This is a genomic window from Micromonospora arborensis, assembly GCF_003205615.1.
Classification (GTDB): Bacteria; Actinomycetota; Actinomycetes; order Mycobacteriales; family Micromonosporaceae; genus Micromonospora; species Micromonospora arborensis.
Genome location: NZ_PYBV01000027.1, coordinates 194,673 through 219,341, shown reverse-complemented (window position 1 = coordinate 219,341; position 24,669 = coordinate 194,673). Strand labels below are relative to the sequence as shown.

General features: G+C 72.9%; 22 protein-coding genes. 12 read left to right on the top strand and 10 right to left on the bottom strand.

Annotated elements, in window-relative coordinates; genetic code table 11:
• Window positions 1-60 precede the first annotated feature (60 nt).
• From C7C45_RS21720 to C7C45_RS21705, 4 genes are read right to left on the bottom strand one after another with little or no spacing between them, the layout of a single operon-like run.
• On the bottom strand, window positions 61-1,329 hold the full coding sequence (locus C7C45_RS21720; RefSeq protein WP_244200492.1) for an MFS transporter: 1,269 nt from the start codon (window positions 1,327-1,329) through the stop codon (window positions 61-63).
• A 40-nt stretch (window positions 1,330-1,369) separates the two neighbouring features.
• Window positions 1,370-1,951: an isochorismatase family protein gene (locus C7C45_RS21715; RefSeq protein WP_110565513.1), complete on the bottom strand. Its 582-nt coding sequence runs from the start codon at window positions 1,949-1,951 to the stop codon at window positions 1,370-1,372.
• A gap of 49 nt (window positions 1,952-2,000) precedes the next feature.
• Complete coding sequence (locus tag C7C45_RS21710) at window positions 2,001-3,287, bottom strand: nicotinate phosphoribosyltransferase (protein ID WP_110565512.1); 1,287 nt, start codon at window positions 3,285-3,287, stop codon at window positions 2,001-2,003.
• Window positions 3,288-3,303: 16 nt separating this feature from the next.
• Window positions 3,304-5,982: a LuxR C-terminal-related transcriptional regulator gene (locus C7C45_RS21705; protein WP_110565511.1), complete on the bottom strand. Its 2,679-nt coding sequence runs from the start codon at window positions 5,980-5,982 to the stop codon at window positions 3,304-3,306.
• Between the two features lie 198 nt (window positions 5,983-6,180).
• Here C7C45_RS21705 and C7C45_RS21700 point away from each other — a divergent pair, with 198 nt between their 5' ends.
• From C7C45_RS21700 to rdgB, 11 genes are all read left to right on the top strand, one after another.
• Window positions 6,181-7,740, top strand: coding sequence for a hypothetical protein (locus C7C45_RS21700; protein WP_110565510.1), 1,560 nt, complete (start codon window positions 6,181-6,183; stop codon window positions 7,738-7,740).
• A 148-nt stretch (window positions 7,741-7,888) separates the two neighbouring features.
• Window positions 7,889-8,179 (top strand): ATP-dependent Clp protease adapter ClpS, encoded by a 291-nt coding sequence (gene clpS, locus C7C45_RS21695; RefSeq protein ID WP_110565539.1) that lies wholly within the window; start codon window positions 7,889-7,891, stop codon window positions 8,177-8,179.
• On the top strand, window positions 8,176-8,676 hold the full coding sequence (locus C7C45_RS21690; RefSeq protein ID WP_110565540.1) for a DUF2017 domain-containing protein: 501 nt from the start codon (window positions 8,176-8,178) through the stop codon (window positions 8,674-8,676). Before clpS ends, C7C45_RS21690 begins: the two co-directional genes overlap by 4 nt.
• Before the next feature lie 52 nt (window positions 8,677-8,728).
• On the top strand, window positions 8,729-9,217 hold the full coding sequence (locus C7C45_RS21685; protein WP_110565538.1) for a M67 family metallopeptidase: 489 nt from the start codon (window positions 8,729-8,731) through the stop codon (window positions 9,215-9,217).
• Between the two features lie 66 nt (window positions 9,218-9,283).
• Window positions 9,284-9,679, top strand: coding sequence for a MoaD/ThiS family protein (locus tag C7C45_RS21680; RefSeq protein ID WP_110565509.1), 396 nt, complete (start codon window positions 9,284-9,286; stop codon window positions 9,677-9,679).
• Between the two features lie 11 nt (window positions 9,680-9,690).
• Window positions 9,691-10,656 (top strand): PLP-dependent cysteine synthase family protein, encoded by a 966-nt coding sequence (locus tag C7C45_RS21675; protein WP_110565508.1) that lies wholly within the window; start codon window positions 9,691-9,693, stop codon window positions 10,654-10,656.
• Between the two features lie 223 nt (window positions 10,657-10,879).
• Entirely contained in the window at window positions 10,880-11,623 is a 744-nt protein-coding gene (locus tag C7C45_RS21670) for an MBL fold metallo-hydrolase (protein WP_110565507.1), read from the top strand.
• Between the two features lie 111 nt (window positions 11,624-11,734).
• A complete protein-coding gene (locus C7C45_RS21665) occupies window positions 11,735-12,880 on the top strand; it encodes a glycosyltransferase family 4 protein (protein ID WP_110565537.1) in 1,146 nt (381 codons plus the stop codon).
• Window positions 12,877-14,046: a glycosyltransferase gene (locus C7C45_RS21660; protein WP_110565506.1), complete on the top strand. Its 1,170-nt coding sequence runs from the start codon at window positions 12,877-12,879 to the stop codon at window positions 14,044-14,046. Before C7C45_RS21665 ends, C7C45_RS21660 begins: the two co-directional genes overlap by 4 nt.
• 9 nt (window positions 14,047-14,055) lie before the next feature.
• Window positions 14,056-14,781: a ribonuclease PH gene (rph, locus tag C7C45_RS21655; RefSeq protein ID WP_110565505.1), complete on the top strand. Its 726-nt coding sequence runs from the start codon at window positions 14,056-14,058 to the stop codon at window positions 14,779-14,781.
• Window positions 14,778-15,395, top strand: a complete 618-nt coding sequence (rdgB, locus tag C7C45_RS21650) for an RdgB/HAM1 family non-canonical purine NTP pyrophosphatase (protein ID WP_110565504.1) — start codon at window positions 14,778-14,780, stop codon at window positions 15,393-15,395. Before rph ends, rdgB begins: the two co-directional genes overlap by 4 nt.
• A 60-nt stretch (window positions 15,396-15,455) precedes the next feature.
• On the opposite strand, the gene hutH is transcribed toward rdgB, so the two are convergent.
• From hutH to C7C45_RS21620, 6 genes are read right to left on the bottom strand one after another with little or no spacing between them, the layout of a single operon-like run.
• Window positions 15,456-16,994: a histidine ammonia-lyase gene (hutH, locus tag C7C45_RS21645; RefSeq protein ID WP_110565503.1), complete on the bottom strand. Its 1,539-nt coding sequence runs from the start codon at window positions 16,992-16,994 to the stop codon at window positions 15,456-15,458.
• Window positions 16,991-18,175: an imidazolonepropionase gene (gene hutI / locus C7C45_RS21640; protein WP_110565502.1), complete on the bottom strand. Its 1,185-nt coding sequence runs from the start codon at window positions 18,173-18,175 to the stop codon at window positions 16,991-16,993. The genes hutH and hutI overlap by 4 nt, the downstream gene beginning before the upstream one ends.
• The gene (locus C7C45_RS21635) at window positions 18,172-19,539 is read right to left on the bottom strand and encodes a formimidoylglutamate deiminase (protein WP_110565501.1); all 1,368 of its coding nucleotides are present in this window, start codon (window positions 19,537-19,539) and stop codon (window positions 18,172-18,174) included. Before C7C45_RS21635 ends, hutI begins: the two co-directional genes overlap by 4 nt.
• On the bottom strand, window positions 19,530-20,732 hold the full coding sequence (locus C7C45_RS21630; protein ID WP_110565500.1) for an allantoate amidohydrolase: 1,203 nt from the start codon (window positions 20,730-20,732) through the stop codon (window positions 19,530-19,532). Before C7C45_RS21630 ends, C7C45_RS21635 begins: the two co-directional genes overlap by 10 nt.
• Before the next feature lie 5 nt (window positions 20,733-20,737).
• Window positions 20,738-22,393: a urocanate hydratase gene (gene hutU / locus C7C45_RS21625; RefSeq protein ID WP_110565499.1), complete on the bottom strand. Its 1,656-nt coding sequence runs from the start codon at window positions 22,391-22,393 to the stop codon at window positions 20,738-20,740.
• 16 nt (window positions 22,394-22,409) lie between these two features.
• Window positions 22,410-23,261: a MurR/RpiR family transcriptional regulator gene (locus C7C45_RS21620; protein WP_110565498.1), complete on the bottom strand. Its 852-nt coding sequence runs from the start codon at window positions 23,259-23,261 to the stop codon at window positions 22,410-22,412.
• Between the two features lie 129 nt (window positions 23,262-23,390).
• Between C7C45_RS21620 and C7C45_RS21615 the strand changes: the two genes are divergently transcribed.
• Entirely contained in the window at window positions 23,391-24,668 is a 1,278-nt protein-coding gene (locus tag C7C45_RS21615) for a hypothetical protein (RefSeq protein ID WP_146247368.1), read from the top strand.
• Window position 24,669: the final 1 nt, after the last annotated feature.

Sequence of the window (24,669 nt, the reverse complement as noted above, 5' to 3'; positions counted from 1 at the left end):
GCCTCCGCGCCGGCCTCCGCCCCGGCTGGGCCGTGCCTCGGGGACAGAGCGGGTCAGGCCTCAGCGGGCAGCGGGGGTGAGATCCGCCTCGACGGGCGGGGGCAGGGCTGTCGCTGTTTCTCCTGCTGCTGCTGCTGCGTTGCGGCGGCGGCGCAGTTCGATCGGGAGCACCACGAGGGTGACCAGCGCGCCGAGCGCTCCGGTGACCACGAAGCCCCAGAGCGGCGCGCTGGCGTCGATCACCGCGCCGGCGAGCGGTGCGCCGACCGCGATGCCGACGGTGACCGCCGAACCGTGCAGGCCCATCGCCTCGCCGCGTACCTCGGCTGGAACCAGGCGGCTGACCGCGTCGGAGGAGGCCGCGATGGTCGGCGCGCAGAGCGCGCCGGCCGGGATCAGCGCCAAACACAGCAGCCACCAGTGTGCGCCGCCCAACCCGACCGGGATGGTGCACAGGGCGAGTGCAGCGGTCAGGGTAAGCGGGGAGAACGAGCGGTGGACGGCCCCGTAGGCGAACCCGCCGGCCAGGGAGGCGACCGCCCAGATGGCCAGCACCGCGCCGGTCCAACCGACCTCGTCACTGGCCCGCAGCACGGCGACCACCGCTACGTCGGTGCCGCCGAGCACCAGGGTGGCGGCGGCACTGAGCGCTAGCACGGCGAGCAGCCGGGGTGTCAACCACTCCCGGCGGGGCACCTGGCGCTGCGGGCCGGCGGGTTCAGCGGCACTGCGGATCGGCGGGTTGACCAGCCACAACGCGATCCCGGCCGCGACGATGCCGCCGCCGACCAGGTACATGGTGGTCTGCGCGGAGATCGCGGTGACCAGGGCAACTGCCAGCGCCGGGCCGATCATGAAGGACAGCTCCACCGACATCGAGTCCAGTGCGTACGCCGGGCGCCGTTGGTCCTCCGGAGCCAGCGCCGCGATCGACTGACGGACCACGGAGAAGATGGGCAGGGCCAGGGAACCGGCCACGAAGGCGGCCGGCAGCAGCAGCGAGTACGGCAGCGAGGGAGCGGTGGACCAGAAGATCGCCTCGGCGATGCCGGTGAGCACCAGGACGGGACGCAGGCCCCGCCGGTCCACCAGTCGACCCAGCAGCGGCCCGCCGATCGCCGCGCCCACGGTGCTGGCCGCGCCGACCAGCCCAGCGGCCCCGTAGCCACGATCGAGGTCGAGCACCACGTGGAAGGTCAGCGTCACCCCGGTCGCGGTGAGCGGGATGCGGGCGAGGACGGCGACCAGCAGCAGCGACCGCAGGCCGGGCAGGGCGAGAGCCTGCCGGTAAGGCTTCATGTTCACGTGGGTCCGTACCTCCGGCGACATCCTCGACCGGCGGCGGCCCGATGGCCAACCAATTACGCTCTCATGCGGCCCTCATCACAGGCTGGCCGTGCAGGGTCACCCCGGCGCCGTCCATGGCACGTAGTGCCACGTCGGTGGTCGCCGGTGCGACGGCGGCGGTCAGCTCGAGCAACACGGTGGTGGCGAAACCCTCCCGGGCGGCGTCCAGCGCGGTCGCCCGGACGCAGTGGTCGGTGGCGATGCCGACCACGTCGACCCGGTCCACGTCGTGCCGGCGCAACCAGTCGGCCAGGCACTCGCCGTCGTCGGCGTGCCCCTCAAATCCGGAGTACGCCGCCGCGTGCTCGCCCTTGTGGAAGATCGCCTCGATCCGACCGGTGTCCAACTCGGGGTGGAACTCCGACCCGGTGGTGCCGACCACGCAGTGTCGGGGCCAGGACTCCACGAAGTCCGGTGGATCGCCGAAGTGCGCACCCGGGTCGACGTGGTAGTCCTTGGTGGCGACCACGTGTGCCCACCGCTCCGGCTCGGAGGCGAGCAACCGGGAGATGCCCGCGGCCACCCCCGCACCGCCCGCGACGGCCAGCGAGCCACCCTCGCAGAAGTCGTTCTGCACGTCCACGATGATCAGCGCGTTGGCCATCGGGGTTCCTCTCCTCATGGTCGGCCTGCGGGGGCGGTCCTCGCTGAGCTCAGTCGGCGGGTACGACGGTGACCGGCACGGCCGGGTCGCCGGCCGAGAGCTTCAGCCCCTCCCACGGAATGGAGATCAGGCATTCGCGCAGGTGCTCCCGCGACTCGTCGAGGGTGGGCAGCGCGACGGGCTCGCCGGCGACCACGAAAGAGCGCTGGAGCATGCGGTCGTTGGGCTGCCGGTCCGGTACGCCCTGGGGGACGATGATCTCCTCGGTGGCGGTGCCGGTCGGCTTGTGTCGGCGGACCGCGACCTTCCGGCCACCGATGGTCGCCTTGTGCTCGGAGCGCTTCACCACCGGCCGTCCCTCGACCTCGACGAGCTTGTAGACCAGCCCGGCGGTCGGTGCTCCGGAGCCGGTGACCACGGCCGTGCCGGCACCGTACATGTCCACGGGTTCGGCGGCCAGGGCGGCGATCGAGTACTCGTCCAGGTCGCCAGAAACGATGATCTTGGTCTCGGTGGCGCCCAGCGAGTCGAGCAGTTCCCGAGACTGCTGGGCGATCACCGCCAGGTCGCCCGAGTCGATCCGAACGGCCCGCAGCTCCGGCCCGGCCACCGCGATCGCGTTGCGGATGCCCTGGCTGATGTCGTACGTGTCGACCAGCAGCGTCGTGTCCTTGCCCAGCGTGGCGACCTGCGAAGCGAACGCCGCCCGCTCGTCGTCGTGCAGCAGGGTGAACGCGTGCGCGGCCGTGCCCGCCGTCGGGATGCCGTAGCGCGCACCGGCGGCGAGGTTGGACGTGAACCGGAAACCAGCCAGGTACGCGGCCCGCGCCGCCGCCACCGCCGCCTCCTCGTGCGCCCGACGCGAGCCCATCTCGATCAGCGCCCGGCCTCGTGCGGCGGTCACCATCCGCGCCGCCGCTGCGGCCACCGCACTGTCGTGGTTGAGCACGGAGAGCACCAGCGTCTCCAGCACCACACACTCGGCGAAACCACCGGAGACGGTCAGGATCGGTGAGCCGGGAAAGAAGAGCTCACCCTCGGCGTACCCGTCGATGTCGCCGGTGAAGCGGTAGTCGGTGAGCCAGGCCGCCGCGGCTTCGTCGACCACCCCGGTCCGGAGCAGGAAGTCGACCTCCGTGGGGTCGAACCGGAAGTCGCGGATCAGCTCGATCAGCCGGGCCGTGCCGGCGACCACGCCGTACCGGCGGCCGCTCGGCAACCGGCGGCTGAACACCTCGAAGACACACCGGCGGTCGGCGGTGCCGTCCTTCAGCGCGGCGCTGACCATGGTCAGCTCGTAGTGGTCGGTCAGCAGCGCGGGGTGGTTGATGCTCACCGCACCAGCCTAAGGTTCAGTCCGCGTCGCCGCCGTCGTGGCCCGGGATCGCCCGCAGCGCGGCCCACAGCTCGGCGCGGCCGGTCACGCCGAGCTTCGCGTAGATCCGCTGGAGGTGATTTTCCACGGTGCGCGCCGAGAGGTAGAGCCGCTCGGCGATGGCCCGGCTGGGCGCGCCGTGCGCGGCGAGGCGGGCCACCTGCCACTCCCGCTCGGTGAGCACCGGTGCGCCCGCCTGCAGCGCCGGCGTCCGGATCACGTCACAACGCCCGAGCAACCCGGCCAGGCGTTCCCGGGCATCGTTGGCCGCCGTCGAGTGCTGCTGGCGCAACCGCTGCGCGGCCTGGGAGGTGGCCTCGGCCGCGTACACGGTCAACTCCAACGCCGCGTAGTCGTCGGCGACCGCGAGCAGATCCGCGGCGGAGTCGGTCACCGCAGCGCGGGCGTGCCGGGCCAGCAGTGGCGGAAGCACCCCGTCGACCTGCTCGGAGAGCTCGGCCAGACGCTGCGCCACGGTGCGCCGGCCACCGTCGGAACAGGTGGGCCCGACCGGCAGGCCAGCCTGATCCAGCCGGACGAGGTCGTGCAGGACGTGCACCTCGTGCCCGGCGAAGCCGTCCGAGCGCAGCCGGTCCACCAGATCGCTGAGCTGCTTGACCGCGCCCGGCAGGTCACCCGACGCGGCGAGCGCCGCGCCCCGGGCCTGCTCCAGCCACGGGTAGAGCACCGCCATGCCTGGTGCGTGGGTGCGGTCCGCCTCGGCCATCGCCGCCGCGGCCTGCACGGCGTCACCGCGCAGCGCCGCCGACTGGGCGCGCTCGGCCTGGGCCAGACCGGCGTAGACCCGGCTGGTGGCCAGCACCGCGCAGGCACCCAGCGAGGTACGCATGGCCGCGTCGCTCTGCCCGCGCAGCCGGGCCGCGTACGCCTGGAGGATGGCCAGGTAGCCGGTGCCGAGCCGGAAGTCGCCCGCGCCGGCGAGGTCGGCGAACTCGTCGGCCACGATCGCGTCGATCCCGGCCAGGTCGCCGGTGAGCATGAGCCGGGTGCCCCGGGCGAGTTCCAGGGCCAGTTGCAGGTACGGCATGTCGGTGCGCCAGTTGGCCACGGCGGAGTGCACCTGGGCGATCGCCGTACCGCTGCGGGTCAGCTGGCCCTGTGCGGCCTGGACGTACGCGATGGTGCAGCGGGCCAGCTCGCGGGCGGCGACGCCGGCCGCCGGCCGGTCCAGTACGCGTTGGCTGAGCCGCACCGCGGTGGTCGTGTCCAGTCGGTGCAGGCGCATGATCGCCTCGAAGGCGTGCACCCGGGACCGGTCGGCGGAGTCGCTGAGCTGCTCGGCCCGGCTCGCGATCTCCTCCACCGTGGACTCTCGGCTCAGCCCCCAGTAGCTGACCATGCCGCGCACGGTCAGCCAGCGGCAGACCCGTCGCTCGTCGTCGGGCTCGGGGGTCACTGCGTCGAGGACGTCGATCGCCTCGTCCGGCCGGTCGGCGAACATCAGGATGGTGGCGAGCAGCTCCGCGGCGTCGGAGCCGCCATCGGCGTTCAACGCGGCACGGGCCAGGCGGGTCGCCAGCGGCACGTCATAGCGGGTGAACGCCTGGACCGCGGCGTCCACCAACAACGCCGGGTCCTGTGCGGTGCCCGAGTCGAGTCGCCACACCGCGACCCGCAGCAGGTCGTCGCGGCGGCGCTTGCCGACCTGCTCGAGCAGCTCCGCGAGGTGTGCCTGAAGTCGACGGGTGCGGCTGACCGGGCAGCGGCGGCGCATCACCTCGCCGTAGAGCGGGTGCGCCAGCCGGACGTTGGTCCGTCGGTCGTGCTGGACCACGCTGATCAGCCCGCGTTCCTCGGCGGTCTCCACGTCGGCCGGGTCGGCGGCCTTGTTGAGCAGGAGTAGGCCGAGTGGTTCGCCGAACGCGACAAGCTCGACGACCGCGCGGACGCCGTCGGTGAGTTTCCCGACCCGGGTGTCGATCAGGTCGGTCAGGCTCGGAGCCAGCTCCAGTCGCCCGGTCCACTTCCAGATCCCGTAGGTGCGTTTCAACTCGGCGCTGCCGTTGGCGGCGTGCACCAGCTCCCGCAGCAGCAGGGGATTTCCTGCCGACAACCGGCCGAGCCGGTCGGCGGAGCCGGCGTCGACCGGGCCGCCCAGGATCGCTGCCAGCAGGCCGGCGGTCTCCGCGTGCGGCATCGGGGTCAGCTCGACGTGCTCGACCAGGTCGTCGGTCCAGAGTGCGCGGATCGGCAGCGGGATCTGCTCGCCGTCGCGCAGGGTGCCGACCACTGTGGCGTTCTCGGCCCGGGCGACCAGGTGCACCAGGGCGGCGGAGGGCGGATCGAGCAGGTGGGCATCGTCGATGGCGAGCACGATCCGTCGGCCGGCCGCCTGCTGTTGCAGCACGTTGAGCGCCCAGCGCAGGATCCCGGCGGGGGAGAGGCCCTGCGGCTGCTCGGCGGGGAGGACCTGCACCAGCCCGCCGAACGGCAGCGCGGCGGTGGTGGCGCTGGCCGCGATGGACCAGATCGCGAACCGTTCGGTGGGCAACGCGCTCACGCCTTCGCGCAGCAGTCGACTCTTGCCGATGCCCGCGCTGCCGCTGAAGAAGAGCCCACGGCCGGCCTCACCGGTCACCGCCGCCAGCAGGCGGTTGAGCTCGTCGGACCGGCCGACGAACTTCCATCGACTCATTCGCGCAGCATATCGATCGGAATCCGTCCGCGCCCGCACCATCACCGAACGAAGTTGAGTAGTCGCACAATTACCGCTGAGTATCCGAAGTGTTCCTCCTGGTCACCGGCCCGCCCGTACTCTTCCGGCATCCGGGTTCCTTTTACCGGAATTCCCACGCGACCGGGTGTCCGGTCGCCTGCCACGGGAGGCCACCTGATGAAGCAGGGCCCTCTCCCCTCAGTCGACTCGTCGGATGACACCGTGGGCCCGACCGACCTGCCCAGCGGCGGCCCGCTGCCCACCCGGGTCGGCGTGACCGAGCCTGCCCCGGAGGAGCCACTCGGTGTGGTCGCCGTCGGCCCGGCCGGTGCCGAGCGGCGCACCGTGCTCGCCCGGCTGCTCGGGCTCGACCCGGTCATGCTCACCGTGCCGTCGGGCAGTTGGTTGGTGGTGCGCAACGCGAAGGTGCCCACCCGGGCGGCGTTTGTGCCCGGTTACCGCCAGCCGCACTCGTACGGCGCGGACCGAAACGCAGCCGGCCCGGCGTTGGCCCGTCCGCCCCGGCGGGTCGAGCTGAGCGTGCCCGAGCCACTGCTGCGGCACTTCACTCTGATCGACGTTCCAGACACGGCCATGCTCGGTGCGGCCGGCAGGCGGGTGCTGCTCGACGCGGTGGGCCGGGCCGGCGCGCTGCTCTTCGTGATCGCCGCCGACCAGGCGTTCACCGCCGCTGAGCTGAACCTGCTCGCCGAGGTCGCCCCGAGCCCGGTGGAGGTTGTCTTCGCGGTGACCCCCGGCGCGGCAGGTTGGGCCCCACTGGCCGAAAGCGCGGCGACGACGGAGGACGCGGGGGCGTCCGTCCCGCCGGTCGGGGAGCAGGCGGCGGAGGTGGACGCGGCCGCGGTGACCGTGGCGGCCCACCGCGCCGCGCTGCTGGCCGCGGTGCCGGCGCTGGCCGGCGCGCGGTGGTTCCCAATCGACGCCCACGCTGTCGGCGACTGCGCCGCCGACCTGCGCCGGGCGTTGGTGGGCTGGTCGTCGGGGGAGGGCCTGCAGCGGGCCAGTGCCGACCCGCCCGTGCTGCCGGGCCAGCACGGGCGGGTCGCCGTGGCCGCCGATCCGGGAGGCTGGTCCGAGCAACTCGACCGGCAGACCCGCTCGTGTGCTCAGCGGATCCGCCAGCATCTCGCCCTGGAGCTGGCGAACATCCACCTGCGCGCGGTTCAGGAGATCGTGTTCGGGGTCGGCTGCGCAGGCATCCCCGACCTACTGGACCGGGAGATGGCGGCGTTGTCGCTGTTGGCCACGGCGCAGTGCGACCACGCGGTGCGCGGCATCCTGGCGGACGCCACGGCCCGCGTGCTCGGCGCGCCGCCGTCCGAGGGAGTGCGACGGCGGATCGCCACCGCCGTGCAGTACGGCCTGACCGATCACCGGCCGGGCCATGAGTTGGACAAGGTGCTGCTGATCACCAGCACGGCCGGGGTGGCCGGGTTGACCGGCCCGGAGGCGATCGACGCCCTCGCCAACTACCCGACGGCGTCCCGCGACGAGGTGCTCCCGCCGGTCGCGGTGGCGCTCTCCGGCGGGTGCTGGCAACAGTGGCGGATGCCCGGCAACGACGACCACAGCGCAGCGCGGGCCTGGTCCCAACGCGCGGTGCGGGAGGTCGAGCTGGGGTTGTCCCGGGAGATCTCCCGGCGGTTCGACGTGATCCGGCTCTCGCTGAGCGCGGTCCTCTCCGATGCAGTCGATCACGGCATCCTGCTCGCCTGACGGCGTGGCCGCCCCCCGGTCCCGGTCCGCTCCGCACCTCGCGTCCGATGGCGTGCGGGGCGGGTCGGAGGCGCCCGGGGTGGGCGATCCGCGCCGTGCCGGCGTTCCGGTTCCGCGGTTCCGGGAAACCGGTGGCACGATGGGGGGCATGGCGGCTCCACAGGTTGCACCGGTCGAGACGCCGGACACTGACGAGGTGCCGGCGGCTGACCGGCAATGGGTGACGATCGTGTGGGACGACCCGGTCAATCTGATGACGTACGTGACCTGGGTCTTTCAAAAGCTTTTCGGCTACAGCCGGGAGAGGGCCGAGCAGCTGATGCTGGACGTGCACCACAAGGGCCGTGCCGTGGTCTCCACCGGTGCCCGGGAGCGGATGGAGCACGACGCGTCGCAGTTGCACGCGTACGGGCTGTGGGCGACGGTGGACCGGTCATGAGCATGTTCCGCCGCCAGGCCGGCCGTTACGTCGCCACTTTCGCCGTTGACGAGGTGCGGGTGTTGCGCAAGGTCGCCTCCGAGGTGGTCGGCCTGCTCACCGACGGCTTCGACCACACCGACCCGGTCGTCGGTCGGCTCTTCCCGGCGGTCTACCCGAAGGACGCGCCCGGCACCGCCGAGTTCCGCCGATACACCGAGGGTGACCTGAAGACCGCGAAGATCGATCAGGCGGGCGCGATTCTGGCGGCGCTGCCCGACGACGCCGGCGGTGAGGTGCGGCTGGACGCCGAGGCAGCCGAGGCGTGGTTGCGGGCGCTGAACGACGCCCGGCTCGCGATGGGCGTCCGACTGGAGATCAAGGACGGCACGGACCTGGGCGAGGAGTTGGACGACGCGGTCGCTGAGGACCCGGCCTCCAGCCGGGTGTTCCAGCTTTCGGTCTACGCGTACCTCGGGTATCTGCAGGAGTCGCTGCTCAACGCCTTGATCGACTAGTCGTGACCGGCACCACTTCGGTAGGTGCCCGGCAGGCGTTAGGCTGGTGCACGTGCTGAGCATCGACCGGTCGATCATCGACGCGATCGTCGCCCACGCGCGGCGGGATCACCCCGACGAGGCGTGCGGCGTGGTCGCCGGTCCCGTCGGCAGCGACACCCCGACCCGGCACATTCCGATGGACAATGCCGCGCGGTCGATGACCTTCTACGAGTTCGACTCGATGGAGCACCTGCGGGTGTGGCGGGAGATGGACGACCGGGACGAGGAGCCCGTGGTCATCTACCACTCGCACACCGCCACCGAGGCGTACCCGTCCCGGACGGATGTCTCCTTCGCCGGCGAGCCCGGCGCGCACTACCTGCTCGTCTCGACCCGCGAACCCGACGCGGAGGAGATCCGGTCGTTCCGCATCGTCGACGGCGTGGTCGCCGAGGAGCCGGTCCGGGTCGTGGAGGCCGGCGTCGACCCGCATGCCGTCCAGTCCTACATGTTCGGGCAGAGCCCGGCGACTGTCGATTACGAGTGTTCCGGCCGCTGATCCGTCAGCGTCCGCACGCGTCTCGTCCCGTCACCGTAGGCACACCCGATCGAGGAGCTCGACATCATGGCTATTGAGGTTCGCATCCCCACCATCCTGCGCAGCTACACCGGCGGCGCCAAGGTCGTCGACGGCACCGGCGACACCCTCGCCGATCTGCTCACCGACCTGGACTCCCGGCACGGCGGCCTGCGTGGCCGGCTGATCACCGACGCCGGCACGCTGCACCGCTTCGTCAACGTCTACGTCAACGACGAGGACGTCCGTTTCCTCGGCGCGCTGGACGCCAAGCTCTCCGACGGCGACAGCGTCACCATCCTGCCGGCCGTGGCGGGTGGCGCGTTCGGCTTCGCCGCGGCAGCGGCGATCAGTTCGCACGGCGCCGCGGCAGCGGCGATCAGTTCGCACGGCGCCGCGGCAGCGGCGATCAGTTCGCACGGCGCCGCCGTCGCGGCTCGCTGAGGTCGGCCGCCATGGCGCGGTACGACAGCCTGCTCGACGCCTGCGGGGGTACGCCGCTGGTCGGCCTGCCCCGGCTCTCTCCGGCGGTGCCCGACGGTGCTCCACCGGTGCGGCTCTGGGCCAAGCTGGAGGACCGGAACCCGACCGGCAGCATCAAGGACCGCGCGGCGCTGTTCATGGTCCGGGCGGCGGAGGAGGCCGGTCGGCTGCGTACGGGTGACACCATCCTTGAGCCGACCAGTGGCAACACCGGCATCTCCTTGGCGATGGTGGCGAAGTTGCGCGGCTACCGGCTGGTCTGTGTGATGCCCGAGAACGTCTCCACCGAGCGGGTCCAGTTGCTCCGGATGTACGGGGCGGAGATCATCTTCTCGCCGGCGGCGGGTGGTTCCAACCAGGCGGTCGCCACCGCGAAGCAGATCTCCGCCGAGCACCCGGACTGGGTGATGCTCTACCAGTACGGCAACGAGGCCAACGCGCGGGCGCACTACGAGACGACCGGGCCGGAGTTGCTGCACGACCTGCCCACCATCACGCACTTCGTGGCGGGGCTCGGCACCACCGGCACCCTGATGGGCACCGGGCGCTACCTGCGGGAAAAGGTCGAGGGCATTCAGATCGTGGCCGCCGAGCCGCGGTACGGCGAGCTGGTCTACGGTCTGCGCAACATCGACGAGGGGTACGTGCCGGAGCTGTACGACGCCTCGGTGCTGTCCCGGCGCTTCTCGGTCGGCACCCGGGACGCGGTGCTGCGTACCCGCCAACTGGTGGAGGTGGAGGGCATCTTCGCCGGCTTCTCCACCGGTGCCATCCTGCATGCCGCGCTCGCGGTCGCGCACGAGGCGGTCCGCGACGGCCGGCGAGCCGACGTGGCCTTCGTGGTGTGTGACGGCGGATGGAAGTACCTGTCGACCGGCGCGTACGGCGGGACGCTCGCCGATGCCGAGGACGCCCTGGAGGGGCAGCTCTGGGCCTGACCGAATTTGGTCTTTCGAGTACGGGCCGTCGATGTGCGTCGACGGCCCGTACTCTGCCCGCCGAGCGTGAGCACGTGTCACGTTCGTGACAACTTCCGTTGGATGATTCTTGCTGCCGGGCACCCCAGCGTAGGCTGCGCAGCGTGACGTACGCGTCGGTAGAGATCATGGCTGGGGCGACGGCCGCCACGAATGCTACTGACAGTGACAGCGAGACAACTCGATGCGACTGACCGTTCTTGGAAGCGCTGGCAGCTTCCCCGGCCCCGAGTCGCCCTGTTCGGCGTACCTCGTCGAGGCTGACGGTTTTCGCCTCCTGGTCGACTTCGGCTCAGGGTCGCTGTCGAGCCTTCAGCGGTACGCGGGGCTGCACGCCCCGGACGCGATCCTGCTGACCCACCTGCACTGTGATCACATGTTCGACGCTGTTCTCTACGTGGTGGTGCGCCGGTACGCCCCGGACGGCCCCTACCCGACGCTGCCGGTCTACGCGCCCGCCGGAGCGCCGGACCGGCTCAGCGCGGCGTACGGCGACGACGGGTCCGTGGAGGACGTCTACCAGTTCTACGCCCTGCAGCCGGGCACCTTCCCGATCGGCCCGTTCACGGTCACCGTCGACCGGGTCAACCACCCCGTCGAGACGTACGGGGTGCGGCTGGAGCACGAAGGCCGGTCGCTGTGTTACTCGTCGGACACCGCGCCGTGTGAGGCGCTGCTGCGGCTGGCCCAGGACGCCGACGTCTTCCTCTGCGAGGCCAGCTACCTCGACGGCATGGACAATCCGCCGGATCTGCACCTGACCGGCCGGGAGGCCGGTGAGGCGGCGACCAAGGCGGCGGTGGGTCGGCTGTTGCTCACCCACCTGGTGCCCGCCTGGGGCAGCGAGGCGCACACGTTGGAATCGGCCGCCGGCGCGTACGCGGGATCGATCGACGTGGTCCGCCCCGGCGCCAGTTACGACATCTGACCCACCACGTCCCGGTTGGGGCGGGCCGGGCCGCGGTGTTGTGCCGTAGTGTTCGCCGGCCGGTCAGCGGACGGCCGTCTGTCGCACCCGTGGCACCCGCACCGTGTGGGCATGCGGATCGCCATCGTGACCGAGTCGTTCCCACCGGACGTGAACGGCGTCGCGCACTCCGTGGTGCGGACGGCGGAGCACCTGCTTGAGCGGGGCCATGAGCCGGTGGTCATCGCGCCCGCCCCGTACGCCGCCGGTCGGCGGGACATCGACCGGTTGCCGTACCCGGTGGTGCGCATCCCCAGCGTGCCGCTGCCCCGCTATCAGGGCTTCCGGTTGGGCGTGCCGACGACCACCCGGTTGACCGGGGCGCTGCTGTCGGCCGAGCCGGACGTGGTGCACCTGGCCAGTCCGTTCGTCCTCGGCGCACGGGCGGCCACGCTGGCCAGCCGGCACGGGCTGCCCACGGTGGCGGTGTACCAGACCGATGTGGCGGCGTACGCGCGGGCGTACCGGGTGAGCTGGGGTGAGGCGGCGGCCTGGCGACGGATCCGGGAGATCCACAACTCGGCGCAGCGCACCCTCGCCCCGTCGACCCGTGCCGCCGCCGACCTGATCGCCAACGGGGTGCAGCGGATCTGGCTGTGGCGCCGCGGCGTGGACGCCGGACGATTCGACCCGGCCAAGCGTTGCGCGGCGCTGCGGGCCCGGCTGGCACCCGGCGGTGAGCTGCTGGTCGGCTACGTCGGCCGGCTCGCCCCGGAGAAGCGGGTGGAGTTGCTGGCGGCGACGTCGCGGCTGCCCGGGGTGCGGGTGGTGGTGGCCGGCGACGGCCCGACCCGCCGCCAGTTGGCCCGGGAGTTGCCCGGGGTGACCTTCCTCGGCGTGCAGCACGGCGAGGACCTGGCCCGGCTCTACGCCAGCCTGGACCTGTTCGTGCACACCGGACCGCACGAGACCTTCGGCCAGACCATCCAGGAGGCGCTGGCCTCCGGGGTGCCGGTCGTGGCGCCCCACAGCGGTGGCCCGGTCGACCTGGTCGACCAGGGCGTGACCGGGCTGCTGGTGCCCCCGGGCGACGGCGACGCGCTGGCCACCGCGGTGGCCGACCTGGCGGGCGACGCCGACCGACGGCGGGCCTACGGGCTGGCCGCACGGGTCGCGGTCAGCCGGCGTAGCTGGGCGGCCGTCGGGGACGAGCTGATCGGGCACTACCACGCGGTACGCGCAGCGGTCGCCACCGTCGGCCTGCCGGCCGCGTCGTGACCGGGGCTGCGGGCGGGCTGCGGATCGTGCGGCTCGCCAACTTCGTGACGGCACGCTCCGGTGGACTGCGTACCGCGCTGCGGCACCTCGGGGAGGGCTACCGGGCGGCCGGGCACGAACCGGTGCTGGTGATACCCGGCCAGCGGGCCGCCGACGAGTCGTACCCGTGGGGCCGGGTGGTCACCCTGCCCGGCCCGGAGCTGCCCGGCAGCGGCGGGTACCGGCTGCTGGCCGGTCGACGCCGGTTGGCCCGACTGCTCGTCGACCTGGCACCGGATCGGTTGGAGGTCTCCGACCGGTTGTCGCTGCGCTGGACGGGCCGGTGGGCGCGGGCGCACGGGGTGCCGTCGGTGATGGTGTCGCACGAGTCGCTGACCGGGTTGCTCGGCCAGTGGGGTGTGCCGGACGCGCTGCGCCGGCCGACCGCCGACCGGCTCAACCGGGCGACCAGCCGGGCGTACGACCGGATCGTCTGCACGACCCGGTGGGCTGCCGAGGAGTTCGACCGGATCGGCGCCGACAACGTGGACGTGGTGCCGCTCGGGGTGGACCTGGACACCTTCCACCCGGACCGGGCCGACCCCCGGCTGCGCGCCCGGTACGCCGACTCCAACGAGTTGTTGCTGGTGCACTGCGCCCGGCTGTCCCCGGAGAAGCGGCCGGAGTTGGCCGTGCAGGCCCTCGCCGAGCTGCGCCGGCAGGGCGTACCGGCGGTGCTGGTGATGGCCGGTGACGGCCCGCTGCGCGGCGCGCTGGCCCGGCGGGCGGCAGGGCTGCCGGTGACGTTCACCGGCTTCCTGCCGGACCGTGCCGCAGTGGCCGCGTTGTTGGCCAGCGCGGACGTGGTGCTGGCACCCGGGCCGGTGGAGACCTTCGGTCTCGCGGGGCTGGAGGCGCTGGCCTGTGGCACCCCGGTGGTGGTCAACGCCGCCAGTGCGCTGCCCGAGGTGGTCGGCGCGGCCGGGCTGGCCGCGTACGGCTCGGGGGTGTCGATGGCCGCGGCGGTGACCCGCCTGGCGGACCGGCCGGAAGCGCAGCGGCGGCGGGTCGCCCGGGCCAGGGCCGAGGAGTTCGGGTGGCCGGCGGCGGTCGCCGGGTTCCTTCGGGCGCACCACGTGAACGCGCTGGTGGGCACCCCGAGCGAGGAGGATCCCCGCACCGCATAAGGTGCAGGGATGGCGCGACCTGATGGGCGAGGGCCCTCTCAACTTCGACCGGTGACCCTGACCCGAGGCTGGAGCACCCATCCGGAGGGCTCGGTGCTCGTCGAGTTCGGCGGCACCCGGGTGCTCTGCACGGCGAGCGTCACCGAGGGGGTGCCCCGCTGGCGCAAGGGTTCCGGGCTCGGCTGGGTGACCGCCGAGTACGCGATGCTGCCCCGGGCCACCAACACCCGCTCCGACCGGGAGAGCGTCAAGGGCCGGGTCGGTGGCCGCACGCACGAGATCTCCCGGCTGATCGGCCGCAGCCTGCGGGCGAGCATCGACCTCAAGGCGCTCGGCGAGAACTCGATCGTGCTCGACTGCGACGTGCTCCAGGCCGACGGCGGCACCCGGACGGCCGCGATCACCGGCGCGTACGTCGCGTTGCACGACGCGGTGGGGTGGCTCGCCGCCCGCAAGGCGTTGGCCGGGAAGCCGGAGAAGGTGATGCACCGGTCGGTGGCCGCGGTCAGCGTGGGGATCATCGCCGGTGAGGCGCGACTGGACCTCTGCTACGAGGAGGACGTCGCGGCCGAGGTCGACATGAACGTGGTGTGCACCGGTGCGGGTGACTTCGTGGAGGTGCAGGGCACCGGCGAGGCGGGCGTGTTCGCCCGCGACCAGCTCGACAGCCTGCTCGACCTGGCCGTGGCCGGATGCGCCGAGTTGGCCGAAGCCCAGCGGAAGGCTCTCGCATGAACAAGGTCCTGCTCGCCACCCGTAACCGTAAGAAGCTGGTGGAACTTCAGCGGATCCTGGACGGCGCGCTCGGTGCGCACCGGATCGCCCTGATCGGGCTGGACGACATCGAGCAGTACGCGGAGCTGCCGGAGACCGGCCTGACCTTCGGTGAGAACGCGCTGATCAAGGCGCGGGAGGGCTGCCGCCAGAGCGGGCTGCCGACCATCGCCGACGACTCGGGGATCGCGGTGGACGCGCTCAACGGGATGCCGGGGGTGTTCAGCGCCCGCTGGGCCGGCCAGCACGGCGACGACAAGGCCAACCTTCAGCTGGTGCTGGATCAGATCGCCGACGTGCCCGACGAGCAGCGGGCGGCCTCGTTCGTCTGCACGGTGGCGTTGGTGCTGCCCGGCGGCAAGGAGCACCTGGTCGACGGCCGGCAGTCCGGTCGGGTGCTGCGCGCCCCGCGTGGTGATGGTGGGTTCGGCTACGACCCGATCTTCCTGGGCGACGGGCAGGACCGGACCAACGCCGAGCTGACCCCGGCGGAGAAGGACGCGATCAGCCACCGCGGCAAGGCGTTGCGTGAGCTGGCCAAGCTGGTCGCGAAAGTGCTACCGCCCGCCGCCTGACGGGCGCGAGATGCTGCCGCCCGCCGCCTGACCCGCGGCGGACGGCAGCGACCCGGGAGTTCAGCCCAGCGGGCCGACCTCCCGTTCGATGGCGGCGCGCAGCTCCGGCCCGGCGACGACGGCACGGGCGGCCTCCATCACGGGGGCGAGGAACACGTCCGGCCCGGGTTCGCCGGCGGCCTCGCCCAGCGCGGCGACGGCGGCCCGGCCGGCCGGTGACGGCTCCAGCGGTGCGCGCAGTTGCAGGCCGCGTACGCCGGCCAGCAACTCGACCGCGAGCAGGCTGGTCAGGTTGTCCAGCACGGTACGTAGCTTCTTGGCCGCGGCCCAGCCCATCGAGACGTGGTCCTCCTGCATGCCGCTGGTCGGCAGCGAGTCCACCGAGGCCGGTGCGGCCAGACGCCGATTCTCGGCGACGATCCCGGCCGCCGTGTACTGGGCGATCATCAGTCCGGAGTTGACCCCGGCGTCGGGGGACAGGAACGCCGGCAGTTCCCGGGATCGGGTGACGTCGAGCAGCCGGTCCACCCGCCGCTCGGCGATCGCGCCCACCTCGGCGGCGGCGATGGCGAGGAAGTCCGCGGCGAAGCCGAGCGGCGCACCGTGGAAGTTGCCCGTCGACTCGACCCGGCCGTCCGGCAGCACCACCGGGTTGTCCACCACGGACACCAGCTCCCGGCCGGCGACCGTGCGGACGAAGTCCAGGGTGTCGCGGGCCGCGCCGGCCACCTGCGGAGCACACCGCATCGAGTACGCGTCCTGCACGGCGTGCGCCAGGTCGTCGCGGTGCGAGTCCATCACCCGGGAGTCCTGCAGCAGTCGGTGGATGTTCGCCGCCGACGCCGCCTGGCCGGGGTGCGGCCGGATCGCGTGCAGCTCGGGCAGGAACGGCCGTTCCGAGCCGAGCATCGCCTCGATGGCCAGCGCGGCCGTCACGTCGGCCATGGCGAACAGGTGCGCCGCGTCGTGGATGGCCAGCAGCAGCATGCCGAGCATGCCGTCCGTGCCGTTGATCAGCGCCAGTCCCTCCTTGGCGGCCAGCTCGATCGGCTTGAGCCCGGCGGCGGTCAGCGCGTCGGCCGCGTCCTGCCGTGCACCGGTCGGGCCGAGGACCCAGCCCTCGCCGAGTAGCACCAGCGCGCAGTGCGCCAGCGGGGCCAGGTCACCGGACGCGCCCAGCGAGCCGTGCTCCGGCACCCACGGGGTGATGTCGTGGTTGAGCAGGTCGACCAGCGCCTCGGCGACCAGCGGGCGGACCCCGGAACGGCCCAGCGCCAGCGAGCGGACCCGCAGCAGCATCATGGCCCGGACCACCTCGCGGGGCATCGGGGCGCCCACCCCGGCCGCGTGCGAGCGGATCAGCGCGTGTTGCAGCTCGGCCCGCCGCTCCGGAGCGATGAAGGTGTTGGCCAGCGCCCCGAACCCCGTGGAGACCCCGTAGACGGGGCGGCCGGACGACTCGATGCCGTCCACGATGGCCCGGCTGGTCGCCATCGCCTCGATGGTGGCCGGGTCGAGAACGACCGTGGCGCTGCCGCGGGCCACCGCGCGAACGTCGTCGGCGGAAATTCCGGTGGGTTGGATGGTCACGGTCGTCATGGCGTTACTCCGTTGCGCATTACCTGGCGGATCAAGGGGACACCGGGCCGGTAGGCCAGGTGCAGGTACGACGGCGCGTCGAGGACGACGAGGTCGGCCCGCGCGCCGGGGGTGAGGATGCCGATGTCGTCGCGGCGCAGCGCCCGCGCGCCACCGGCGGTCGCGGCCCAGACCGCCTCCGCCGGGGTCATCCGCATCTCACGGACCGCGAGGGCCACGCAGAACGGCATCGACGAGGTGTACGACGAGCCGGGGTTGCAGTCGGTGGCCAACGCCACGGTGACACCGGCGTCGAGCAGCCGGCGGGCGTCCGGGTACGGCGATCGGGTGGAGAACTCGGCACCGGGCAGCAGGGTCGCCACGGTGCGGGTCCCCGACCCGTCGCGGTGGGCCGTGCCGGCCAGCGCGTCCACGTCGGCGTCGCTCAGGTGGGTGCAGTGGTCGACGCTGGCCGCGCCCAGTTCCACCCCGAGCTGAACGCCCTGGCCGGGACCGAGCTGGTTGGCGTGGATCCGTACGCCCAGCCGTGCGGCCTGACCGCTGGCCAGGATGGCCCGGGCCTGGTCGACGTCGAAGGCGCCCCGCTCGCAGAACACGTCGATCCACTTCGCGTACGGCGCGGCGGCGGCCAGCATCGGCCCACAGACCAGTCCGACGTAGTCGTCGGGGCGGTCGGCGTACTCGGCGGGCACCACGTGCGCCCCGAGGAAGGTGGTCTCTCCGCTCGCCTCGGCGGCGATCCGCAGCGAGCGGGCCTCGTCGGCGACGGTCAGCCCGTACCCACTCTTGATCTCCATGGTCGTGGTGCCCTGGCGCAGCGCCTCCCCGCGCAGCCGGCGCAGGTTGGCCCGCAGCTCTTCGTCGGTGGCGGCCCGGGTCGCGCCGACCGTGGTCCGGATGCCACCGCCGGTGTACGGCGCACCGGCCATCCGGGCGCCGAACTCGGCGGCCCGGTCCCCGGCGAAGACCAGGTGGGCGTGGCTGTCCACGAAGCCGGGCAGCACGGCCGCTCCGCCGACGTCGACTCGCCGGTCAGCGGCTGGCGCGTGCGCGGACGGCCCGACCCAGGCCACCCGGCCCTCCTCGACGAGCACCGCGGCGTCGCGGTGGAGGCCCAGCGGGCCCTCGCCGGCGCCGTTGGTGACCAGCTCCCCGATGTTGTCGACAAGCACACTGCTCACGCGGGAGTCACCGCCTCGATGGCCGCCGACAACTCGGCCGGCACGTCCACGCTCAGGTGCTGGCCCTCGGCCACCACCACCCGGCCGTCCACCACGACCTGCTCGACATCCGCCGCGGCGGCGGCGAAGAACACGCCCACCGGCGGCACACCGGCCGTGCGGGCGCTGTCCAGCCGTACCGTCACCAGGTCGGCGCGTGCGCCGACGGCGATCCTCCCGGCATCGGCCCAGCCCAACGCGGCGTGCCCGGCGGTGCTGGCCGCCGTCAGCAGGTCGACCGGCGCGAAGTGGCCGCGTCGGCGGGTACGCAGGCGCTCGTCCAACTCCACCGCCCGGGCCTCCTCGAACAGGTCGATCACGGCGTGGCTGTCGCTGCCCAGGCTCAACCGGATCCCCACGTCGGCCATTCGGCGGGCCGGGCCGATCCCGTCGGCGAGGTCCCGCTCGGTAGTCGGGCAGAGGCACACCCCGGTCCGGCTCTCCCCGAGCAGGGTCAGGTCGCCGCTGGTCGGGTGGGTGGCGTGCACGGCGGTGGTGTCCGGCCCGAGTACGCCGTGCTCGGCGAGCAGGGCGGTGGGCGTACGCCCGTGCACGGCCCGGCACTCGTCGTTCTCGGCGGGCTGCTCGGAGAGGTGCACGTGCAGTGGCGCCTGCCGGTCCCGCGCCCAGTCCGCGACCGTGCGGAGCTGGTCGGCCGGGACCGCCCGCACCGAGTGCACCGCCGCGCCGACCCGGGCGTGCGGGTCCGCCGGTTGGAACGCGGTCGCCCGCTCGGCCCAGTGGGTCGCGTCGCCGTCGCCGAAGCGGCGCTGCGGCCCGGCGAGAGCCTGACCGTCCACGCTGGAGGTCAGGTAGCAGGTGTCCAGCAGGGTGAGCCGGACACCGGCGTGCGCGGCGGCCTCCACCAGCGCCGCGCCCATCGCGTTCGGGTCGGCGTAGGCGCCGCCGTCGGGCCGATGGTGCAGGTAGTGGAACTCGCCCACGCAGGTGATCCCGGCGAGCGCCATCTCGGCGTAGACCGCCCGGGCCAGGGCGAGGTAGGTGTCCGGGTCCAGTCGGTCGGCGATGGCGTACATCTGGTCCCGCCAGGTCCAGAAGTCACCCCGACCACCGTGGGTACGCCCGCGCAGCGCCCGGTGGAAGGCGTGCGAGTGCACGTTGGACAGTCCGGGCAGGGTGAGGCCGGGCAGCCGGGTGGCGTCCCGCAGCACCTCGATCCCGGCGGGCGGGCCTCCGGCCGCAAGCAGCGGCGTGAGCGCCGTGATCCGGCCGTCCTCGACCTCGATCAGCACGTCGGGAGTGGGTTCGGCGTGCTCGGGCAGCCAGGCGTACTCGGCGAGCCAGCGGGTCGGTGTCACCGGCATGTCAGCTCCTCCAGCACCCGGGCCAGCGCCCGCACGCCGGCGGCGCAGTCGTCGTCGGTGGCCGCCTCGGCGGGGGAGTGCGACACCCCGGTCGGGTTGCGCACGAACAGCATCGCGGTGGGCAGGTGCGCGGCGAGCACCCCGGCGTCGTGCCCCGCACCGGTGGGCAGCACCGGCGCGTCCAGCAGCGTGGCCAGCCGTTCGGCCAGCCCGTCGTCGAAGGCGACCAGCGGGGTCGCCGACTCCTCGGTGACCGTCACCACCGTACCGTCGCGCCGGGCCCGCTCGGCGAGCTTGCCCCAGACCGCGTCGACCAGCCCGGTCAGCGTCTGCGGGTCGGCCGCCCGGGCGTCCAGCCAGCCGGTGACCTTCGACGGGATCGCGTTGGTGGCGTTCGGTTCGACGGCGACCCGGCCCACGGTGGCGTGCGCGCCGCGCAGCCGGGCCTCCTTGTTCGCCGCCAGCACCGCGAACGCATAGGTGAGCATCGGGTCGCGGCGGTCGGCCATCCGGGTCGTACCCGCGTGGTTGCCCTCGCCAACAACGTCGAAGCGCCACCGGCCATGCGGCCAGATCGCGCTGGCCACCGCGACCGGCGCGTCGGTGTCCACGAGCGCGCGGCCCTGCTCGACGTGCAGCTCCACGAAGGCGCCGATCCGGCCCAGCAGCTCCGGGCGGGCGCCGGCCGGCCGGTCACCGAGCGCCTCGGCGAAGCTCACCCCGGCCGCGTCGCGGAGGCCGGCCGCGCGGTCCGGCGGCAGCGCGCCGGTGAGCAACCGCGACCCCAGACACGGTACGCCGAAACGCGCACCCTCCTCCTCGACGAACGCGGCGAGCACCAGCGGCCGGGTGGGAGTGACAGCAGCGGCGCGCAACTCGTCCACGGCGAGGAACGCGCTGACGATGCCGAGCGGCCCGTCGTACGCCCCGCCGTGCGGCACCGAGTCGAAGTGGCTGCCGGTGAGCACCGCGCCGGACGCCTCCGGGTCACCCCAGTGGGCGAAGAGGTTGCCGTTGCCGTCCTCGGTCACCGGCAGGCCCCGACGTTCGGCCTGCGCGCGGAACCAGGCGCGTAGCGCGATCTCCGGCTCGGTCAACGCGTACCGCAGGTAGCCTCCGCTGTCGGCGTCCCGCCCGATCGGCGCGATCTCGTCCCACAGGGCCCGGAACCGGCCGGGAAGGTCGTCGCTCATGCGGCTCACGCGGGTCCCTCGGTCATCGGCGTGCGGAGGCCGGTGCGGGCCGCAACGTCACGGGCGATGTCGTAGCCGGCGTCGACGTGCCGGATCACGCCCATCGCCGGGTCGTTGGTGAGCACCCGCTCGATCTTCTGCCCGGCGAGGGCGGTCCCGTCGGCCACGCAGACCTGCCCGGCGTGGATCGACCGGCCGATGCCCACCCCGCCGCCGTGGTGGATGGACACCCAGGAGGCGCCACTGGCCGTGTTGACCAGGGCGTTGAGCAGCGGCCAGTCGGCGATCGCGTCGGAGCCGTCGGCCATTGCCTCGGTCTCCCGGTACGGGCTGGCCACGCTGCCGGCGTCCAGGTGGTCCCGACCGATGACGACCGGGGCGGACAGCTCACCGGAGGCGACCATCTCGTTGAACCGCACGCCTGCCTTGTCCCGCTCGCCGTACCCGAGCCAGCAGATCCGTGCCGGCAGGCCCTGGAAGGCGACCCGCTCGCCGGCCAGCCGGATCCACCGGGCCAGGGGCTCGTTCTCCGGGAACAGCTCCAGGATGGCCCGGTCGGTCGCCGCGATGTCGGCCGGGTCGCCGGAGAGCGCCGCCCACCGGAACGGGCCCCTGCCCTCGGAGAACAGCGGCCGGATGTACGCGGGCACGAAACCGGGGAAGTCGAACGCACGCTGGTAGCCAGCGAGCTGCGCCTCGCCGCGGATCGAGTTGCCGTAGTCGAAGACCTCGGCGCCGGCGTCGGCGAAACCGACCATCGCCTCGACGTGCGTCGCCATCGACGCGCGGGCCCGGTCGGTGAACTCGGCCGGCTTTGCCGCCGCGTAGTCGCGGGCGTCGGCCAGCTCCACCCCCACCGGCAGGTACGACAGCGGGTCGTGGGCACTGGTCTGGTCGGTCACGATGTCGACGGCGACGCCGCGGCGCAGCAACTCGGGGAAGACCTCGGCGGCGTTGCCGACCACGCCAACGGAGAGCGCGCGCCGGTCCCGCTTCGCGTCGAGCACCCGCCGCACCGCGTCGTCCAGCGAGTCGGCGACCTCGTCCAGGTAGCGGTCGTGCACCCGACGGTCGAGTCGGGTGCGGTCCACGTCGACGATCAGGCAGACGCCACCGTTCATGGTGACCGCGAGCGGCTGCGCGCCGCCCATCCCACCGCAGCCCGCGGTCAACGTCAGCGTGCCCGCGAGGTCGCCCCCGAACCGCTTCGCGGCCACCGCCGCGAACGTCTCGTAGGTGCCCTGGAGGATGCCCTGGGTGCCGATGTAGATCCACGAACCGGCGGTCATCTGCCCGTACATGGTCAGCCCGAGCTGCTCCAACCGGCGAAACTCCGGCCAGGTCGCCCAGTCGCCGACCAGGTTCGAGTTGGCCAGCAGCACCCGGGGCGCCCACTCGTGGGTGCGCAGCACGCCGACCGGGCGGCCGGACTGCACCAGCATCGTCTCGTCCTCGCGCAGGTCGGTCAGCGTACGGACCAACGCGTGGTACGACGGCCAGTCCCGTGCCGCCTTGCCGGTGCCGCCGTAGACGACCAGGTCGTCGGGGCGTTCGGCCACCTCGGGGTCGAGGTTGTTCATCAACATCCGCAGGGCGGCCTCCTGCTGCCACCCACGGGCGGTGAGCTTGCTGCCCCGTGCGGCACGGACGGGCTGGGTCATCTCGGGTCTCCTCCGGTCATCCGCGGAACAACTGACGGCGGGCCGCGGAGGCCTCGAAGGCCTCCAGCCGGCGCTGGGTGTCGGCCGGCGCGGCGTCGCAGATCGCCTGCAACAGCACCATGGCCAGGGTCATCGGGGCGGTGTGCAGGTCGAAGACGAGCTGCGCGCCGACCGCCGCGGGCAGCACCACGTCGGCGTACTCGGTGGCGGGGCTGACCGGTGAGTCGGTGATCGCCACCACGGTCAGCCCGGCGGCGCGGGCGTCGCGCAGCGCGTCCAGGGTCTCCCGGGGGTAGCGGGGGAGCACGAAGGCGAGCAGGGCGGACGCCCCGGCCTCGGCAGCCTGCTCCAGGCGGTCGGTGAGCAGGCTGCCGCCGTCGTCGAGCACCCGCACGTCCGGGTGCACCTTGGCCGCGAAGTAGGCGAAGTACGCGGCCAGCGGCGCGGCGGCGCGCAGGCCGAGCACTGGCAGCGGGCGGCTGGCGGCGAGCAGGCGGCCGGTCTCGGCGATCCGGTCCCGGTCGGCCAACTGGGCGGCGAGTCGGTCCAGGTTGCCGATTTCCGCGCGTACCGCCTGCTGGAGTTCGTTGCCGGCGTCCGTCGATCCGTCCGAAGTGGAGGTGGTGAGGTCGCGCAGTCGGCGCCGCAGCGCCGGGTAGCCGTCGTGGCCGAGCGCGACGGCGAACCGGGTGACCGACGGTTGGCTGACCCCGGCCAGTTCGGCGACCTCGGCGGCGGACAGGTACGCCACGGTGGGGGCGTGCTGCACGAGGCAGTGCGCGATCCGGCGCTGGGTGGGGGTGAGCCGCACCCCTTGGAACAGGTCGATCACGCGGTCCACGGGTGCGACGGCAGTCCCGTCATTCATGCGCCGACTCTATGCATGAGAACTTTCACTGGCAAGCGGTCTCATTCGCCGCCGGCCACCCCGGGCGGGGCAGGCCGGGTTGGCCGACGGTCGGTACTATCCGCACGGCGGTTCAACGGAGGAGTGCGCATGCAGCCGGAAGGCCCCTACAGGTACACCCACGCGCTCGGCGGGTCTCCGGTGGGAAAGGCATGGGCCGCGATTGACGAGCAGGGCCGTTTCGTCACCGTTGCGGTGCTCGACGCCGCCGTGGCCGCCACACCAGGCTGGCGTGAGGCGTTCGCCGGGGCTGCCGACCTGCTGGCCAAGTCGGCCGATCCGATGCCCTACACGTACGCCGATTTCTCCGCCGCCACACCCTGGGTGGCCTACTCGGCCGAGCAGGGTTCCGGTGCCGAGAAGCTGTTCCGGGCCCTCGGCGTCGACTACACCCCCGCCCCGCCGGCTCTCCCACCGACGTCCGCCCCGCCTTCGGTGTCCGCCCCGCCGGTGTCCGCCCCACCGCAGCCGATCTCCGGTGGACCGCAGGCGCCATGGGCCGTGCAGACCGGCCCGACCCCCGGTCAGTTGGTGTCCGCGACCACGCACCCCATCTCCGGCGTGCCCATCTCGCCGGCCACGGTGACCTCGTCACCGCCGGCCGCGCACGTCTCCCCGGTGAGTGGGCCGAGCGCCGACACGTTCGCCGCGCCGGTGCGCCGCATCACCCCGTCCGCGCCGCCACCCCGGCGCACCGGGCTCTGGATCGGGATCGCCGCGTTGGTCCTGGTGGTGCTGGCGGGGGGCGGCGGCCTGGCGATCTGGAAGGGCACCGGTGCGAAGGACACGCCCACGGTCACCGCGTCTGGTGGCAACAGCGGACCGCCAGCGCTGCCCACGTCGCCGCCGCAGGCACCTGGCATCGAGCCGCCGAAGCCCGGCGCGTGGCCGACCCAGTGGCCGAAGTACAACGAGCGTGACGAGGTGCAGACCCTGACCAACCTCGAGGGCGTTGGCTTCCCGGTCAAACTTCCGATGGACTGGAAGTGCGCGCTAGCGGCCCGCTCCGACGGCTTCATCTCGTACAACTGCGGGAACGCGGCGTCGGGCGAGCAGATGATCGGTGGCGAGTTGGTCGTGCGAAGCTGTCCCGCGCCGTGCAACGAGCAGTGGCAGAACGCCATGCGCGCCGTCGAGGAGGCATGGGGTGCGCAATGGATTCGCAGCGGCCAGCACTCGAGCTACGCCGAGCAGATCATCGAGGCCAACGGTACGAAGCGGCACGGACTGGTCGTCGTTGCGTACATCCGCAGCGGGGAGGCCGGGACGATCGACCGGCAGGTGGTAATCCGGATGACCGCACCGGTGGCAGATGCCTTCCAGTTGCGCCGTTTCGCCAGCTACATCCGGGATGTCACCGTCTTCTGAG